The sequence below is a fragment of the Achromobacter sp. MUI-25009338 genome, from assembly GCF_057359325.1.
The window spans coordinates 3,220,591-3,235,988 of sequence record NZ_CM170627.1; the positions used below are offsets into that span (position 1 = coordinate 3,220,591).

The 15,398-nt window shown below is 68.8% G+C and carries 16 protein-coding genes; 10 read left to right on the forward strand and 6 right to left on the reverse strand.

The window, feature by feature from the left end; all coding sequences use genetic code 11:
* Positions 1–2: 2 nt before the first annotated feature.
* The 5 genes from AC1IQ6_RS15265 to AC1IQ6_RS15285 all read left to right on the forward strand — a co-directional run bounded on the left by AC1IQ6_RS15265 (position 3) and on the right by AC1IQ6_RS15285 (position 5,069).
* Entirely contained in the window at positions 3–2,609 is a 2,607-nt protein-coding gene (locus tag AC1IQ6_RS15265) for a [protein-PII] uridylyltransferase (RefSeq protein WP_479729897.1), read from the forward strand.
* An 81-nt stretch (positions 2,610–2,690) separates the two neighbouring features.
* Positions 2,691–3,404: a MarC family protein gene (locus tag AC1IQ6_RS15270; RefSeq protein ID WP_102770943.1), complete on the forward strand. Its 714-nt coding sequence runs from the start codon at positions 2,691–2,693 to the stop codon at positions 3,402–3,404.
* Positions 3,405–3,437: 33 nt separating this feature from the next.
* Positions 3,438–3,920: a disulfide bond formation protein B gene (locus AC1IQ6_RS15275; protein ID WP_102770942.1), complete on the forward strand. Its 483-nt coding sequence runs from the start codon at positions 3,438–3,440 to the stop codon at positions 3,918–3,920.
* 19 nt (positions 3,921–3,939) lie between these two features.
* Complete coding sequence (locus tag AC1IQ6_RS15280) at positions 3,940–4,536, forward strand: nucleotidyltransferase family protein (protein WP_485864868.1); 597 nt, start codon at positions 3,940–3,942, stop codon at positions 4,534–4,536.
* Positions 4,533–5,069: a YgjP-like metallopeptidase domain-containing protein gene (locus tag AC1IQ6_RS15285; protein ID WP_485864869.1), complete on the forward strand. Its 537-nt coding sequence runs from the start codon at positions 4,533–4,535 to the stop codon at positions 5,067–5,069. Before AC1IQ6_RS15280 ends, AC1IQ6_RS15285 begins: the two co-directional genes overlap by 4 nt.
* On the opposite strand, the gene AC1IQ6_RS15290 is transcribed toward AC1IQ6_RS15285, so the two are convergent.
* The 5 genes from AC1IQ6_RS15290 to folC form a co-directional block, all read right to left on the reverse strand.
* Positions 5,064–5,645 (reverse strand): TetR/AcrR family transcriptional regulator, encoded by a 582-nt coding sequence (locus AC1IQ6_RS15290; RefSeq protein WP_485864870.1) that lies wholly within the window; start codon positions 5,643–5,645, stop codon positions 5,064–5,066. The two genes, AC1IQ6_RS15285 and AC1IQ6_RS15290, sit on opposite strands and share 6 nt — an antisense overlap.
* 122 nt (positions 5,646–5,767) lie before the next feature.
* Entirely contained in the window at positions 5,768–7,288 is a 1,521-nt protein-coding gene (gene purF / locus AC1IQ6_RS15295) for an amidophosphoribosyltransferase (RefSeq protein WP_485864871.1), read from the reverse strand.
* Positions 7,289–7,318: 30 nt separating this feature from the next.
* Complete coding sequence (locus AC1IQ6_RS15300) at positions 7,319–7,807, reverse strand: CvpA family protein (protein WP_102770938.1); 489 nt, start codon at positions 7,805–7,807, stop codon at positions 7,319–7,321.
* Positions 7,807–8,604, reverse strand: a complete 798-nt coding sequence (locus AC1IQ6_RS15305; RefSeq protein ID WP_102770937.1) for an SPOR domain-containing protein — start codon at positions 8,602–8,604, stop codon at positions 7,807–7,809. The genes AC1IQ6_RS15300 and AC1IQ6_RS15305 overlap by 1 nt, the downstream gene beginning before the upstream one ends.
* Before the next feature lie 91 nt (positions 8,605–8,695).
* Complete coding sequence (folC, locus tag AC1IQ6_RS15310; RefSeq protein WP_485864872.1) at positions 8,696–10,006, reverse strand: bifunctional tetrahydrofolate synthase/dihydrofolate synthase; 1,311 nt, start codon at positions 10,004–10,006, stop codon at positions 8,696–8,698.
* 174 nt (positions 10,007–10,180) lie between these two features.
* Between folC and AC1IQ6_RS15315 the strand changes: the two genes are divergently transcribed.
* The 4 genes from AC1IQ6_RS15315 (at position 10,181) to AC1IQ6_RS15330 (ending at position 14,027) form a co-directional block, all read left to right on the forward strand.
* Positions 10,181–10,597, forward strand: coding sequence for a cupin domain-containing protein (locus AC1IQ6_RS15315; protein ID WP_111825275.1), 417 nt, complete (start codon positions 10,181–10,183; stop codon positions 10,595–10,597).
* Between the two features lie 69 nt (positions 10,598–10,666).
* A complete protein-coding gene (locus AC1IQ6_RS15320) occupies positions 10,667–11,638 on the forward strand; it encodes a Bug family tripartite tricarboxylate transporter substrate binding protein (RefSeq protein ID WP_181390866.1) in 972 nt (323 codons plus the stop codon).
* The gene (locus AC1IQ6_RS15325; protein WP_102770935.1) at positions 11,635–12,861 is read left to right on the forward strand and encodes a CaiB/BaiF CoA transferase family protein; all 1,227 of its coding nucleotides are present in this window, start codon (positions 11,635–11,637) and stop codon (positions 12,859–12,861) included. The genes AC1IQ6_RS15320 and AC1IQ6_RS15325 overlap by 4 nt, the downstream gene beginning before the upstream one ends.
* Complete coding sequence (locus AC1IQ6_RS15330) at positions 12,861–14,027, forward strand: acyl-CoA dehydrogenase family protein (protein ID WP_102770934.1); 1,167 nt, start codon at positions 12,861–12,863, stop codon at positions 14,025–14,027. Before AC1IQ6_RS15325 ends, AC1IQ6_RS15330 begins: the two co-directional genes overlap by 1 nt.
* 10 nt (positions 14,028–14,037) lie before the next feature.
* Here the strand turns inward: AC1IQ6_RS15330 and AC1IQ6_RS15335 are convergent, their stop codons facing one another.
* A complete protein-coding gene (locus AC1IQ6_RS15335; protein WP_485864873.1) occupies positions 14,038–14,775 on the reverse strand; it encodes an IclR family transcriptional regulator in 738 nt (245 codons plus the stop codon).
* Between the two features lie 140 nt (positions 14,776–14,915).
* Between AC1IQ6_RS15335 and AC1IQ6_RS15340 the strand changes: the two genes are divergently transcribed.
* On the forward strand, positions 14,916–15,293 hold the full coding sequence (locus tag AC1IQ6_RS15340; protein WP_102770932.1) for a flagellar protein FlaG: 378 nt from the start codon (positions 14,916–14,918) through the stop codon (positions 15,291–15,293).
* Positions 15,294–15,398: the final 105 nt, after the last annotated feature.

Below are 15,398 nucleotides of genomic sequence, written 5' to 3' on the forward strand. Positions count from 1 at the left end.
CCATGACCGCCGACACCCTCAGCGCCCTGCGCGCCCGCATCCAGGAAGCCCGGCAGGCGGCGGTGGCCCAGTTCCGCAGCCACGAAAGGCCGGACCCGCTGCTGACCGAACTGCGCCGCATCGTCGACGCCGCCCTGCGCGACCTGGTCAAGCACTGCCCCCTGCCCGCCGGCGCCACGCTGGCGGCCGTGGGCGGATACGGCCGCGGCGAGCTCTACCCCCATTCGGACGTGGATCTGCTGATCCTGCTGCCGCACGCCCCCACGCGCGAGGACGAGGCCGCCATCGGGCGGCTGGTGGCCGCGCTCTGGGACCTGGGGCTGGAGCCCGGCCACAGCGTGCGCACCATCGAGGACTGCGAGCGCGAGGCCGAGGCGGACATCACGGTGGAGACGGCGCTGCTGGAATCGCGCTGGCTGGCCGGCAGCCGCGCGCTGATGAAGAAGTTCGAGGCCGCCACGCAGTCGCGCCTGGACCCGCGCGCCTTCTTTCGCGCCAAGCGCGTCGAGATGCAGCAGCGCCACGCCCGCTACCACGACACGCCCTACGCGCTGGAGCCCAACTGCAAGGAATCGCCCGGCGGGCTGCGCGACCTGCAGGTGATCCTGTGGATGGCGCGTGCGGCCGGCTTCGGCGACAGCTGGCGCTCGGTGGCGCAGGCCGGCCTGCTGACCTCCTCGGAGGCGCGCGACCTGCGCCGCGCGGAACAGGCCTTCAAGCGCCTGCGCATCGAGCTGCACCTGCTGGCCAACCGGCGCGAGGACCGCGTGCTGTTCGACCTGCAGCCGGCGCTGGCCGAGGTCTACCGCATCCACGCCACCGCCACGCGCCGCGGCAGCGAACTACTGATGCAGCGCTATTACTGGGCCGCGCGCCTGGTGACGCAGCTGAACGGCATCCTGGTGCAGAACATCGAGGAACGGCTGTTCCCGCGCCCCGACAGCGACGCGCGCGAAATCGACGACGATTTCCGCAACCTGCGCGACCGGCTGGACATCATCCGCGACGACGGTTTCGAGCGTAACCCCACCCTGCTGCTGCGCGCCTTCCTGGTGATGCAGCAGCATCCGGAACTGACCGGCATGTCGGCCCGCACGCTGCGCGCCATCTGGCATTCCCGCCACCGCATCGACGCGCAGTTCCGCCGCAATCCGGTCAACCGCAAGCTGTTCCTGCAGATCCTGCAGCAGCCGCGCGGCATCGTGCACGAGCTGCGGCGCATGACCATGCTGAACATCCTGCCGCGCTACCTGCCGGTGTTCCGCCGCATCGTCGGCCAGATGCAGCACGACCTGTTCCACGCCTATACCGTGGACCAGCACACCCTGGCCGTGGTGCGCAACCTGCGCCGCTTCACCATGCCGGAGCACGCGCAGGAATATCCGCTGGCCAGCCAGCTGATCGCCGGGCTGGACCGGCACTGGCTGCTGTACGTGGCGGCGCTATTCCACGACATCGCCAAGGGCCGCGGCGGCGACCACTCCGAACTCGGCGCGCGCGAGGTGCGCAAGTTCGCGCAGGACCACGGCATGGAGGCCGAGGACACCGCCCTGGTCGAATTCCTGGTGCGCCAGCACCTGCTGATGTCGGCCGTGGCGCAAAAGCGCGACCTGTCCGACCCGGCCGTGGTGCAGGACTTCGCGGCCATCGTGCAGAACGAGCGCCGCCTGACCGCGCTGTACCTGCTGACCGTGGCCGACATCCGCGGCACCAGTCCCAAGGTCTGGAACGCCTGGAAAGGCAAGCTGCTCGAAGACCTGTACAAGCTCACGCTGGCCGCGCTGGGCGGCGCGCACGCCGACGCCCACACCGTGCTGGCCGAGCGCAAGGAAGAGGCAGCCCGCCTGACGCGGCGGGCGGGGCTGCGCGACGACGCCCGCGAAGCCTTCTGGAACCAGCTGGACGTGGCGTATTTCCTGCGCCACGACGCCTCCGACATCGCCTGGCACACGCGCCACCTGTACCACCAGGTCGAGCCGGCGCAGGCCGTGGTCCGGGCCCGCCCCACCGAACACGGCGAGGGCCTGCAGATCATGGTGTACACCCGCGACGCGCCCGACCTGTTCGTGGCGATCTGCGGCTATTTCGACGCCAAGTCGCTCTCCATCCAGGACGCCCGCATCCACACCACGCGCCACGGCTGGGCGCTGGACAGCTTCATCGTGCTGCTGCCCGAAGGCGCCAGCGACCTGCGCGCCCAGGCCACCCTGGTCGAGCACGAGCTGGCCGAACGCCTCAAGGACCCGCATGCCGCGGCGCAGCGGCATGGCTCCGGCGGCGGCTATTACGGCCGCGGCCGCCAGTCCCGCGTGTCGCGGGTGTTCCCCATCATGCCGCAGGCCGAGCTGCAGCCCGACGAGCGCAGCACGTCCTGGCGACTGTCCGTCATCGCCACCGACCGCCCCGGCCTGCTGCACGCGCTGGCGCGCGTCTTCGCCGAACACGAGGTCAACCTGGTCATGGCCAAGATCATGACGCTGGGCGACCGGGTCGAAGACGTGTTCATCGTGGACGGCGCGGCGCTGACCCGCCCGCGCAGCCAGATGCAGTTCGAGCGCGACGTCCTGGACGCGCTGGCCGGCGAGGAAGCCGGCCGCCGCGCCGCCTGAATCCGCCCGTCCGGCCGGCATCGCCAGCGCCGGCCGGACGGCATACAATCCCGGTTTTCGGCCACGCGGCGTCCGCCATCCATGCAGCTCAATGACTACCTACGCGTCTTCGGGAGCAGCTTTTTCTTCGCGCTGGCCACGCTGCTGCCGTTTCTCAATCCGCCCGCGATCGCACCCATCTTCCTGTCGCTGACGGAAGGCGCTTCTTCCGCGACCCGGATGGTGCTGGCCAAGCGCGTCGCCATCAACGTCTGCCTGATGCTGATCGTGGCCATGGTGGCCGGCAACGTGCTGCTGAGTTTTTTCGGGATTTCGCTGTCCATCGTGCGGGTCGGCGGCGGCATGCTGGTGATCGCCAGCGCCTGGCGCCTGGTGAACTCGCCCGACGCCGACACCGAACGCGTGGCGCGCATGGCCGAATCCTTCACCCCCGAAATGGCCAAGGCCCGCGCCTTCTATCCGCTTACCTTCCCGATCAGCTGCGGCCCGGGCTCGATCGCCGCGGCCATCACGGTCGGGGTCTCGCTGCGCGACCAGAACCACGTGCTCAGCCTGGTGCGCCTGGGCGGCTCGATCCCGGGCATTATCGTCGTGTCCGTGACGCTCTACATCTGCCTGCGCTTCGCCGCGCAGATGCTGCACCGGCTCGGCGATAATGGCACCGCCGTATTCATGCGGCTGTCGGCCTTCATCATGCTGTGCCTGGGCGTGCAGATCTTCTGGGAAGGCTCGCGCGAACTGCTGCTTGGCGTCCTGCAGCAGGTAATGCAACCAATTCCGATTCCCAAGGCCTAAGCCCCTGCCTTTCGCAACCACTACCGCAGAACAATGACCTCACGCTCCGAACGCCTGCTCCGCCTCATCGCCCTTTTCTGCTTCGGCGCGGTCGGCATCGCCCTGATATCCCAGCACGTCTTCGACATGCCGCCCTGCGCCTGGTGCGTCATGCAGCGCCTGATCTACCTGGCGATCGGCATCGTCGCGCTGGTGGGCGGGTTCGGCGGCGGACGCGCGCTGACCCGCGTCTGCGGCGCGCTGTCCGCGCTACTGGCGGCCGCCGGCGTCGTCGCCGCCTGGTACCAATACAGCGTGGCGGCCAAGATGCTGTCCTGCGACCAGACCTTCGCCGACCGCTTCATGAGCGGCACGGGGCTGGACGGCGCGGTGCCGTGGCTGTTCGGCATCTACGCCACCTGCATGGACGCCGTGGTGTCGGTGCTGGGCATCGAATACGCCCTGTGGAGCCTGGCGCTCTTCGTCATCGTGTTCTTCATGGCGCTGCCGGTCGTGTTCGGACGCGGGCGCGCGTGACGCCCCGCATCGCAAGGCAGTGCACACCTCCCCTGCAGACCCGCACGCGGACAGACTGCGCGCACTGGTGGCCGCGCATGCGCCGCTGATGCGCTGGCTGCATGCCGCGCGCGACCACGGGCCGGCCGACGGCTGCATCGCCGCCGGCGCGATCCGTTCGCTGGTCTGGAACCACCTGCACGGATATCCCGCGGCCAGCCATGCGCCCGCGGACCTGGATTTCGTGTATTACGACGCCTCCGACCTGTCCGCCAGGCACGAAGCCGAGGCCGCCATTCGCTTGCGGGCGGCGGCTCCCGATGCGCCGTGGGAAGTCGTGAACCAGGCGCGCGTGCATCTCTGGCGTCGCGATGGCGCAGGTCGCGCGCCGCGTCCGGCGACCTCGCTGGCCGACGGCATGGCGGCCTGGCCCGAAACGGCGACCTGCGTGGGGGTGAGCCTGACCCGCGACGGCCAACTGCGCATCGTTGCACCGCACGGGCTGGACGACCTGTTCGCGCTCGTGCTGCGGCCCAGCCCCAACGCCGACCCCGCCGCCTATGCGCAGCGCCTTGCCGCCAAGCGCCATCCGGAAATCTGGCCTCGCCTGACCGTCATCCCCGCGGTTCCCGCATGACTGAACCCACCTTGAAATACCTCACCGGCTACCCCGAACACCTGTTGCTCCAGGCGCGCAAGCTGCTGGACCAGGGCAAGCTGGGCGCGGCGCTGCGGTCGCGCTATCCGGCGGGCGCGCACGGCGTGCGCACGGACCGCGCGCTGTACCAGTACGTGACGGACCTGAAGAATACGCACATGCGCAACGGCGACCAGATCAACAAGGTCGCCTTCGACAGCAAGATCCACGTGATCCAGCACGCGCTGGGCCAGCATACCTACGTGTCGCGCGTGCAGGGCGGCAAGCTCAAGGCCAAGCACGAGATCCGCGTGGCGACGCTGTTCAAGACGGTGCCGGCGGAATTCCTGAAGATGATCGCGGTCCATGAGCTGGCCCACCTGAAGGAGAAGGACCACAACCGGGCCTTCTACAACCTGTGCCTGCACATGGAGCCGCAGTACCACCAGTACGAGTTCGACCTGCGGCTGTACCTGACCCACCTGGACCATGCCGGCGAAGCGCTCTGGCCGGCCGCTGGCGCGGGCCTATAAGGCGGCCAGCGCCACCTCGATCACATCCAGCAGGCATTGGCGCCGCTGCGGCGCGGGGCTGCCTTTGGCCAGCACCCGCAGCCCCTGGACGGTGCCGACGAAGAACCGCGCCAGCGCCCGCGGGCTTTTCGTGGCGGCGATCTCGCCCGATTGCTGTCCGCGCCGGATCAGTTGCTCCAGGGCTTTTTGCAGGCTCAGGAAGTTGTGCGCCACCAGTTCGGCGACCGCGACGTCCTGCCCCGCCAGTTCCAGCGAGGCGTTGGCGGCCAGGCAGCCGCGCCGCTGCGGATCGCGCAACTCGTCCTCGGCCACGCGCATCAGCAGCTGCCGGATCAGCGCCTTGGGCGAGCCAGGCCCGGACAGCAGCGCCACGTTGGACCCGGTGACGGCGTGGTAGCGGCGCAGGGCCTGCCGGTACAGGCCCTGCTTGTTCTCGAACGCGTTGTACAGGCTGCTGCGCGACAGGCCGGTACCGTCGACCAGGTCCTGCACCGAGGTCGCGGCATAGCCGCGCCGCCAGAACACCTGCATGGCGGCGTCGGCGATGTCGTCCGGCTCGAACGCTTTGGTGCGCATGGCAATCCGCCTGACTGGAATGATCGTTCCGGCCAATTTACGATGCAGGCCCGGCAGCGTCAACGGCCCAAAACAAAGAACCCTCCGGTTCAAGGGAGGGTTCTTCGCAAGGCCCGCGGGATTCAGGCGTCGTTGGCGGCGTAGCCCATGTTGAACTGCAGGCCGCTGGCGCCGCCCTCGTCGCCGGGCTCGCCGCGCGACTGGCCCAGGCGCGCCAGATACTCGGCGGTGATGTCGCCGGTGACGTACTCGCCGTCGAAGCACGAGGCCTCGAAGCGCGACAGCTTGGGATTGATGTCGCGCACCGCCTGCTGCATGTCCTGCAGATCCTGGTAGACCAGGTTGTCGGCGCCGATCGCGCGGGCGATTTCCTCGTCGCTGCGGCCGGTGGCGATCAGCTCGCTCTGCGTGGGCATGTCGATGCCGTAGACGTTGGGGAAGCGCACCGGAGGCGCGGCCGAGGCGAAATACACCTTGTTGGCGCCGGCGGCGCGGGCCATGTCCACGATTTCGCGGCTGGTGGTGCCGCGCACGATGGAGTCATCGACCAGCAGCACGTTCTTGCCCTTGAACTCCATGCCGATGGCGTTGAGCTTCTGGCGCACGGATTTGCGGCGCACCGCCTGGCCCGGCATGATGAAGGTGCGGCCGACGTAGCGGTTCTTGATCAGGCCTTCGCGGTAGTCCAGGTTCAGGCGCGCGGCCAGCTGCATGGCGGCCGGACGCGAGGAATCGGGAATCGGCATGACCACGTCGATGTCGCCCAGGCGCATGTTGCGCGCCACCTTGTCGGCCAGGTATTCGCCCATGCGCAGGCGCGCGTCATACACCGACACGCCGTCGATCAGCGAATCGGGACGCGCGAAGTACACGTATTCGAAAATGCAGGGCACCAGCTGCGGGTTCTCGGCGCACTGGCGGCTGACGAAGCGGCCGTCCAGGTCGATGAACACGGCCTCGCCCGGCTCGACGTCGCGCACGAAGGCGAAGCCGCTGCCTTCCAGCCCCACCGATTCCGAGGCGACCATCCATTCCACGCCCTCTTCGGTTTCCTGGCGGCCGATGCACAGCGGCCGGATGCCGTTGGGATCGCGGAAGGCCAGCAGGCCGTAGCCGGAAATCTGGGCCACCACCGCGTAGGCGCCGCGCACGCGCTTGTGCACGGCCGCCACGGCGCGGAACATCGCGTCGTCGTCCAGCGACACGCCATTGGCCGCCGACTGCAGTTCGTGGGCCAGCACGTTCAGCAGCACTTCCGAATCGGAATTGGTGTTGATGTGGCGGCGGTCGACGCGGTAGAGCGATTCGCGCAGTTCGCGCCAGTTGGTCAGGTTGCCGTTGTGGGCGAACATGATGCCGAACGGCGCGTTGACGTAGAACGGCTGGGCCTCTTCCTCGCTGGCGCTGGAGCCGGCGGTGGGATAGCGCACCTGGCCGATGCCCGAGGTGCCCGGCAGCGCGCGCATGTTGCGCGTGCGGAAGACGTCACGCACCAGGCCGTGGGCCTTGTACATATTGAACTGGTTGCCTTGCGACGTCGCGATGCCCGCTGCGTCCTGCCCGCGGTGCTGCAACAGCAGCAAGCTGTCATAGAGCAACTGGTTGACCGGCCCGCGCCCGATGACCCCTACGATTCCACACATGGTGAGATTTCCTGGTTGATTTGAAGCAGATCAATACGGCAGCCACGTCGCCAGGGACGGCGGCAGCCAGGTCTTGATATGTTTGATGGCCTCGATGGCCGAATGCGAAAACATGGCGTCCTGCCACCACGGCTCCTGCGGCAGCGGCGTATAGCCGGCCGCGGCGACCAGCGCCAGCACGATCAGCAGGCCGCGCGCCAGCCCGAACATGCCGCCCAGGCCGTGGTCGGCGGGGCTCAGGCCGGTGCTGCGGATCAAGGCGGAAAGCGTCATGTTGACCAATCCCACGCCGAGCAGCACGATGATGAACACCGCCGCGTACGAAACTCCCATGCGCAACAGCGTTGTTTCAATATAGGGCTCCAGCCAGGCGTAGACCGTGGGCCCCCACCATATCGCCGCCACGAAGGCCAGCAGATAGGCGACCAGCGACAGCACCTCTTTCAGCAGGCCGCGCACCAGTCCCAGCACACCCGAAACCACCAGGATGGCCAGCACGACGAAGTCGAAGCCGGTCACTATTGCGCGGCGATGAAACCATTGTCATAGCCCAGGGTGCGCAACCGCGCCTGGGCCGCCTGCGCCGCCTCGCGCGAGGGGAACGGCCCCACCCGCAGACGGTACTGCTGCTTGCCGTTGATCGTGGCCTGTTCGACGAAGGCGTTGGTCACGCCCGCCTGGTGCAGCTTGCTGCGGCGCGACTGCGCATCCTCGGAGGTCGTGTAGGCGGCGATCTGGAGTACGAAATTACCCTTGGTGGCCGCGGGCTTGGCGGCCGGCTTGGGCGCCGGTTCGGCGCGGCCTTCGAGCAGCGCCAGCGCGCGCGCGCCGTCGTCGGAGCGCGAGTCCTGCTTGGGCGGCGTGGCCGGCTTGGGCTCGGGCTTGGCTTCCGGCTTGGGCGGCGTCACGGGCTTGGGCGGCGTGGCCGGCGGCGTCGCCGGCTGCGCGGCCGGCGGGGTCGCCGTGGCGGGCGGCTGCACGGACGCGACCGCGGGCGGCTCGGGCACCGGCTCGGCCGGCGCGGCGTCGGCGGGGGCCGGCGTTTCCGGCGCGGCGACCTGCGGTTCGCTTACTTGCGGCTGGAACGGCGTATTGCGTTCCGGCACGCGGATGGGGATGTTGTCGGCCACGGGCTCGGGCTGGGAATCGAGCACCATGGGCAGGATGATGACAGCGGCCAGCACCAGCGCGACCGCGCCTGCCAGCCGGCGCCGCGCGCGCCCGCGCAGCTCCGCAGCCTGCACTTCGCTAGGCACTGCCGCCCTTCTGGAGGACTGCGCCTGGTCGGCAGGATCTTTGCGTTTGAAAAAACCCATGGGGGAGAATTCCTTGCGGCTATAGGGCGGGCGGCGAGCCGCCTGTGAGCCCGCCTGGGAGCGTTTGACCCGTTCTTGACCCGATCTTGCCTTAGGCCTTGCGGCCCAGCGCCTGCAAAACCGAGGCTACCGTCAGAAACGATCCGAACACCACGATTCTATCATTCTCGCCCACCCGTTCACGCGCCGCCGCAAAGGCCTGGGCCGGGTCGGCGTAGGCGCTCACGCCGGGGCTTTCGCCGCCCGCGGGCACCGGCGGCAAGGCGGCCGCGACCTGCTCGGCCAGCGCCTCGCCGGTGGCGCCGCGCGGCCCGGGCAGCCCGGCGCAATACCAGTAGTCGACGCGCGTGCCGAGCTTGGCGACGACGCCGGCCAGGTCCTTGTCGTTGAGCATGCCGAACACCGCGTGGGTATACGGGTGGAAGCTCATGTTGTCCAGGTTCTGGGCCAGCACGGCCGCGGCGTGCGGGTTGTGCGCCACGTCCAGGATGATGGTGGGCTGGCCGGGCAGGATCTGGAAGCGTCCGGGCAGCGAGGCCTGCAGCAGCCCCAGGCGCACGGCCTGCTGCGGCACCGGCAGGCGGTCGCGCACCGATTCCAGCGCGGCCAGCGCGGCCGAGGCGTTGAGCAGCTGGTTGGCGCCGCGCAGCGCCGGATAGGCCAGCGAGTTGCGGCGCTGGCCGCGCCCGCCGTAGGCCCATTGCTGGCGATCGCCGGAATAGTTGAAGTCGCGGCCGAACAGCCACAGGTCGGCGCCGATTTCCGCGACGTAGTCGAGCAGCGACTGCGGAGGCGCGGGATCGCTGCAGATGGCGGGACGGCCGGCGCGGTAGATGTGGGCCTTTTCAAAGCCGATCTTCTCGCGCGTGTCGCCCAGCCAGTCGGTGTGGTCCAGGTCGACGCTGGTGACGATGGCGCAATCGGCGTCGACGATGTTGACGGCGTCCAGGCGGCCGCCCAGCCCCACTTCCAGCACCACGGCGTCCAGGCGCGACTGCGAGAACAGGCGCAGGATGGCCAGCGTGGTGAATTCGAAGTACGTGAGGGAGACGTCGCCGCGCGCCGCCTCGACCGCCTGGAACTGCTCGATCAGGGCCTCGTCGGTGGCGATCTGGCCATTGATGCGGGCGCGCTCGTTGAAGTCGATCAGGTGCGGCGAGGAGTACAGGCCGACCTTGTAGCCGGCCGCCAGCAGGATGGATTCCAGCATGGCACAGGTCGAGCCCTTGCCGTTGGTGCCGCCGACCACGAACTTCATGGCGTTCAGCTCCAGCCCCAGGCGCGCGGCCACCTCGCGCACCCGGTCCAGGCCCATGTCGATCGCGGTGGCGTGGATGGATTCCAGGTACTGCAGCCAATCGGACAGGCTGGCGGAAGCATCAGGCGTGCGGACAGAATACATGGCGGGGCCGTAAAGTGGCATCAGAGTGGAACCAGCCGCGGATTTTAACAGTCCGGGCCCGGTGTTTTCCCTAATCCCCCAGGGCGCGAAGCGGTATCCGCGCCGAAAAACCGCTTGCCGATTCTTTTCTCATACATAAAAATAAATTCACATATGAAAATTTGAGGGAAAAACATGACCACTGGCAAGACGCCCCGCTGGCTGGTCCGGGAAGCCGACGTCCCGGGCTACCACCCCGCCAACCACACCGGCACCCTGAACCGCCGCCTCATCGGCCCGGACACCGTCGGCGCCCGCGGCGTGGAGGTGCTGCTGGGCGTCATCGAAAAGGGCAAAGGCGCGCTGCCCCACGCCCATCCGGGCATCGAGCAGGTCTGCTACCTGATTTCCGGCACCGCGCGCGCCCAGGTGCAGGACGAAGCGGCCGACATGGGCCCGGGCGACTGCTGCTACTTCCCGCCCGACGTGCCGCACGTGTTCACGGTCACCAGCGACGAGCCGGCGCGGCTGCTGGTGATCTACACGCCCCCTTATGAAGAATCCCCGGATCGCGTGATCCGGGACTTTCCGGCGCCCCCCTCCGCCGCCTGAAGCGGCGGCAGCCCCCGCGACCGCGGCCGCAGAAGCCGCGCCGCGGGCCGACAACACAGGAGACAAACCATGAAATTCCTGAACCTGCTGAAGGCCGTGCTGGTCGGCGGCGCGGCCCTCGCGGCCGCCCCGCAGGCCCAGGCGGCCGACTATCCGGTCAAGCCCATCACACTGATCGTGCCGTTTCCGGCCGGCTCCGGCACGGACGCCGTGGGCCGCATTTTCGGTTCCGAGCTGTCGGCCATCCTGGGCCAGCAGATCGTGGTGGAGAACAAGCCCGGGGCCAATGCCACCATCGCGGCCGCCTACGTGGCGCGCGCCAAGCCGGACGGCTACACGCTGTTCGTCACCACCAACACCTCGCACTCGGCCGCCCCCTGGCTGATGAAGAACGTGCCCTACGACCCGGTCAAGGACTTCACGCCGATCGCGCGCGGCGGCAACCTGCCCTTCATTCTGGTGGTCAACCCCAAGCGTCCGTGGAAGAACGTCGGCGAGCTGGTGGCCGACGCGCGCCAGCGCCCGGGCCGCATCACCTACGCCAGCGGCAACAGCACCGGCATCGTCGCCGGCGCAACCCTGGCCAACCGCGCCAAGATCGACATCCTGCACGTGCCCTACAAAGGCACGCCGCAGGCCCTGACCGACGTGGTCGGCGGCCAGGTGGACTTCATGTTCACCGACCTGGCCTCCGGCCTGCCCTTCGTGCAGTCGGGCCAGTTGCGGGCGCTGGCCGTGTCCACCGCCGAGCGCAGCGCCATCGTGCCGGAACTGCCCTCCATGGCCGAGGCCGGCGTGCGGGACTTCGACCTGAACTCCTGGAACGGCTATTTCGGCCCGGCCGGCCTGCCGCCGGAGATCGTCGCCAAGCTGAACGCGGCGATCAACCAGGTGGTGTCCAAGCCCGAGGTCAAGCAGCGCCTGGCCGGCCTGGGCTTCGACGCTTTCTCCGGCACGCCGCAGGACTTCGGCCGGTTCGTCGGAGAGCAGCGCGACCTGTGGGGCAAGCTGATCCGCGACGCGGGCATCCAGCAGCAATGAGCGCCCAGCCCACCCCCACCGCCGCCGGACCGCTCGCCGGCGTGCGCATCCTGGACCTGAGCTCGGTCGTCATGGGCCCCTACGCCACCCAGGTCCTGGGCGACCTGGGCGCCGACGTCATCAAGGTGGAGCCTCCCGCCGGCGACAACCTGCGCGCCGTCGGTCCCATGCGCAACCCCGGCATGGGCCACCTGTACCTGCACCTGAACCGCAACAAGCGCTCGGTGGTGCTGGACCTGAAAACGCCCGAGGGCCTGGAGGCCTGCCTCAAGCTGGCCGAAAGCTGCGACGCCCTGCTCTACAACATCCGCCCCCAGGCCATGGCGCGGCTGGGCCTGTCCTATGAGGCGGTGGCCGCGCGCAACCCGCGCATCGTGTACCTGGGCGCCTACGGCTTCAGCGAGGCCGGCCCCTACGCCGGACGGCCCGCCTACGACGACCTGATCCAGGGCCAGACCGGCATCGCCGCCCTCGCCGCCCAGCAAAGCGGCGAGCTGCCGCGCTACGCGCCGCTGACGCTGGCCGACCGCGCCGTCGGCCTGCACGTAGCCATCGCGCTGGTGTCGGCGGTGCTGCACGCCCGCGGCAGCGGGCGCGGCCAGCAGGTGGAGATCCCCATGTTCGAGGGCATGGCGCACATGATGCTGGGCGACCACCTGGGCGGCGCCACCTTCGAGCCGGCGCTGGGCCCCACCGGCTACGCCCGCCTGCTCGCGCCGCACCGCCGTCCCTACGCCACGGCCGACGGCTATATCTGCCTGCTGATCTACAACGACAAGCACTGGCGCAATTTCTTCGACCTGATCGGGCGGCCGGAATTGTGCGTGGACCCGCGCTTTTGCAGCCACGGCGCGCGCGCCGCCCATATCGACGAGGTCTATGCCTTCGTCGCCGACGTGATCGCGACGCGCGCCAGCCAGGAATGGCTGACCGAGCTGGCGCGGGCCGATATCCCGGCCTCGCAGCTCTACACGATCGACGGCCTGCTGCAGGACGAGCACCTGGCGGCCACCGGCTTCATCCGCCACGTGGACCACCCCAGCGAAGGCCCGATCCGCACGCCCGCCCCGCTGGGCCGTTACGAAGGCACCCCGACCGCCCTGCGCCGGCCCGCCCCGCGGCTGGGCCAGCACAGCCGCGAAGTACTGGAGCAGGCCGGCTACGACCGAGCCAGCATCAACGCCATGGCAGACCGTGGCATCACCCAGGATGGAAACGACTGATGGACTTTGAATTCACGCCCGAGCAACTGGCCCTGCGCGACGCCGTCGCCCGCATCTGCGAACGCTATCCCGACGAATACTGGCAGGAACGCGACCGCGAAGGCGGCTTTCCCGAGCCGCTGCACGCCGACCTGGCGCGCGACGGCTGGCTGGGCATCGCCATGCCGCCGGAATACGGCGGCGCCGGCCTGGGCATGACCGAGGCCGCGCTGATGATGCAGACCATCGCCGCCTCCGGCGCGGGCTTTACCGGCGCCTCGGCCGTGCACATGAACATCTTCGGGCTCAACCCCGTGGTGGTGTTCGGCAGCGACGAGCAGCGCCGCCGCTGGCTGGAGCCGCTCATCGCCGGCCGCGAGAAAGCGTGCTTCGCGGTGACCGAGCCCGACGCCGGCCTGGACACCACCAAGCTGGGCACGCGCGCCGTGCGCCAGGGCGACGAATACGTGGTGCACGGCCGCAAGATCTGGATCTCGACCGCCCAGGTCGCCCACAAGATGCTGCTGCTGGCGCGCACCACCCCGCTGTCGGAGGTGGAAAAGCCCACCCAGGGCCTGTCGCTCTTCTATACAGACCTGGACCGCGAGCGCGTCGAGGTCCGCGAGATCGAGAAAATGGGCCGCAAGGCCGTGGATTCCAACATGCTGTTCATCGACGGCCTGCGGATTCCGGTGGCCGACCGCATCGGCGAGGAAGGCCGCGGCTTCGAATACATCCTGCACGGCCTGAACCCCGAGCGCATCCTGATCGCCGCCGAAGCCGTGGGCATCGGCCGCGCCGCGCTGGAACGGGCGGTGAAATACGCCGGCGAGCGCGTCGTGTTCGGCCGCCCGATAGGCCAGAACCAGGGCATCCAGCACCCGCTGGCCCAGGCCTGGATGCAGCTGGAGGCGGCCGACCTGATGGTGTACAAGGCCGCCAGCCTGTACGACGCCGGCAAGCCCTGCGGGCCCTATGCCAACAGCGCCAAATACCTGGCGGCCGAGGCCGGCTACAACGCCTGCCAGACCGCGGTGATGACGCTGGGCGGCATGGGCTACGCCAAGGAATACACGGTGGAACGCCTGCTGCGCGAGAGCTTCATCCCGCGCATCGCCCCGGTCAGCCCGCAGCTGATCATGTGCTTCATCGCCGAAAAAGTGCTGGGGCTGCCCAAGTCGTATTGAGCGCCAGGCACTACGCCTGCTGCTCCAGCGCCGTGCAGGCCGAGCGCAGGATGCGGGCGTAGTTCTCCTGCTGGGGCTCGATGCGGTAGATCGGCCCGCCCACCGAGATGGCGTAGCGCTCGCCCGAGAGCGTGACCGGCCAGGCGATGGCGCCCACGTCGGCGATGGATTCGCCGCTGTTCATGAACCAGCCGCGCTCGCGCGAGCGCTCCAGGTCGGCCAGCAGCGCCTCGGGCGTGACCAGCGTGCGTTCGTTGTGGCGGGTCATGGGCATGCCGGCCAGCAGCGCGTCGCGGGCCGGCGCGTCCAGCACCGACAGCAGCGCCTTGCCCAGCGAATTGGCGTGTATGTCCTTGAACTCGCCGGCGACCGGCGCGTAGCGGATGGTGTGCGGCGAATCCAGCACGTCCAGGTACACCACCCGCCCGTCCTGGGTCAGCTTGGCGAAAACCACGGTTTCGCGGGTCGCGTCGCGCAGCTCGGTCAGGCTGGGATACACCCGGTCCAGCACCGGATCGGCGCGCGCGATGCGCTGCGCCATGGCCAGCAGCCGGCCGGTGGGGTAATAGCCCTGGCGCCGCCCGGTTTCATATAGATAGCCCAGCCCGGTCAGGGTGCGGATCAGCGCCAGGCAGCTCGATACCGGGACGTCGAGCAGCCGGGCCAGCTCCGACAGCGGCAGCGCGCGCTTTTCGCGGGCGTAGGTTTCGATGATTTCAATGACTCGCAGCGCCGTCTTGACACTCATTGCCCCGTCCGAACCTTTACGTGTGAAACATCTGGCCCGCCGGACACTAAAGTTCCCCGCGGGCCTGCCGTAATGGTAGCTGAGAATTCCCTGAAACCCGCGCGTTCCACCCGGACGCCCGCAACGCAGTTGGAGTCATGATGGCCGTAACCCCGTTAGCCCCTGCATCGTTCGTTCCCTTGCAGGCCGCGCCCGCCCCCGTGGCGGCTGACCCGGCCGTCAGCGTCACGCCCCCCGCCGCTTCCGCCAATGGCGGCGGCGCCGGCAACGCAACCTCCGAGCAGGCCGACTCGAACAAGCTGCCCCTGGAAAAGGCCCTGGAGGAAATCAACCTCCAGATGAAGGCGTGGTCCACCCGCCTGCAGTTCGAAATCGATCCGGACGTGCACCAGGTGGTGGTGTCGGTCGTGGACGCGGAATCGGGCGACGTGGTGCGCACGATACCCAGCGAGGCGGTGCTGAGGATCGCCAAGATGATCGTGAACATGCAGGGCAACGGCATCAAGACGAGTGCCTGAACACAGAATTAAAACGGCGTTTGACGCATGTTCAGCGCCAATCCGCCGCAGAAGCGTCGAATTAGGGTTGCCTTTTGCCCTTACACGCCAGATCGCCGGCCCCGT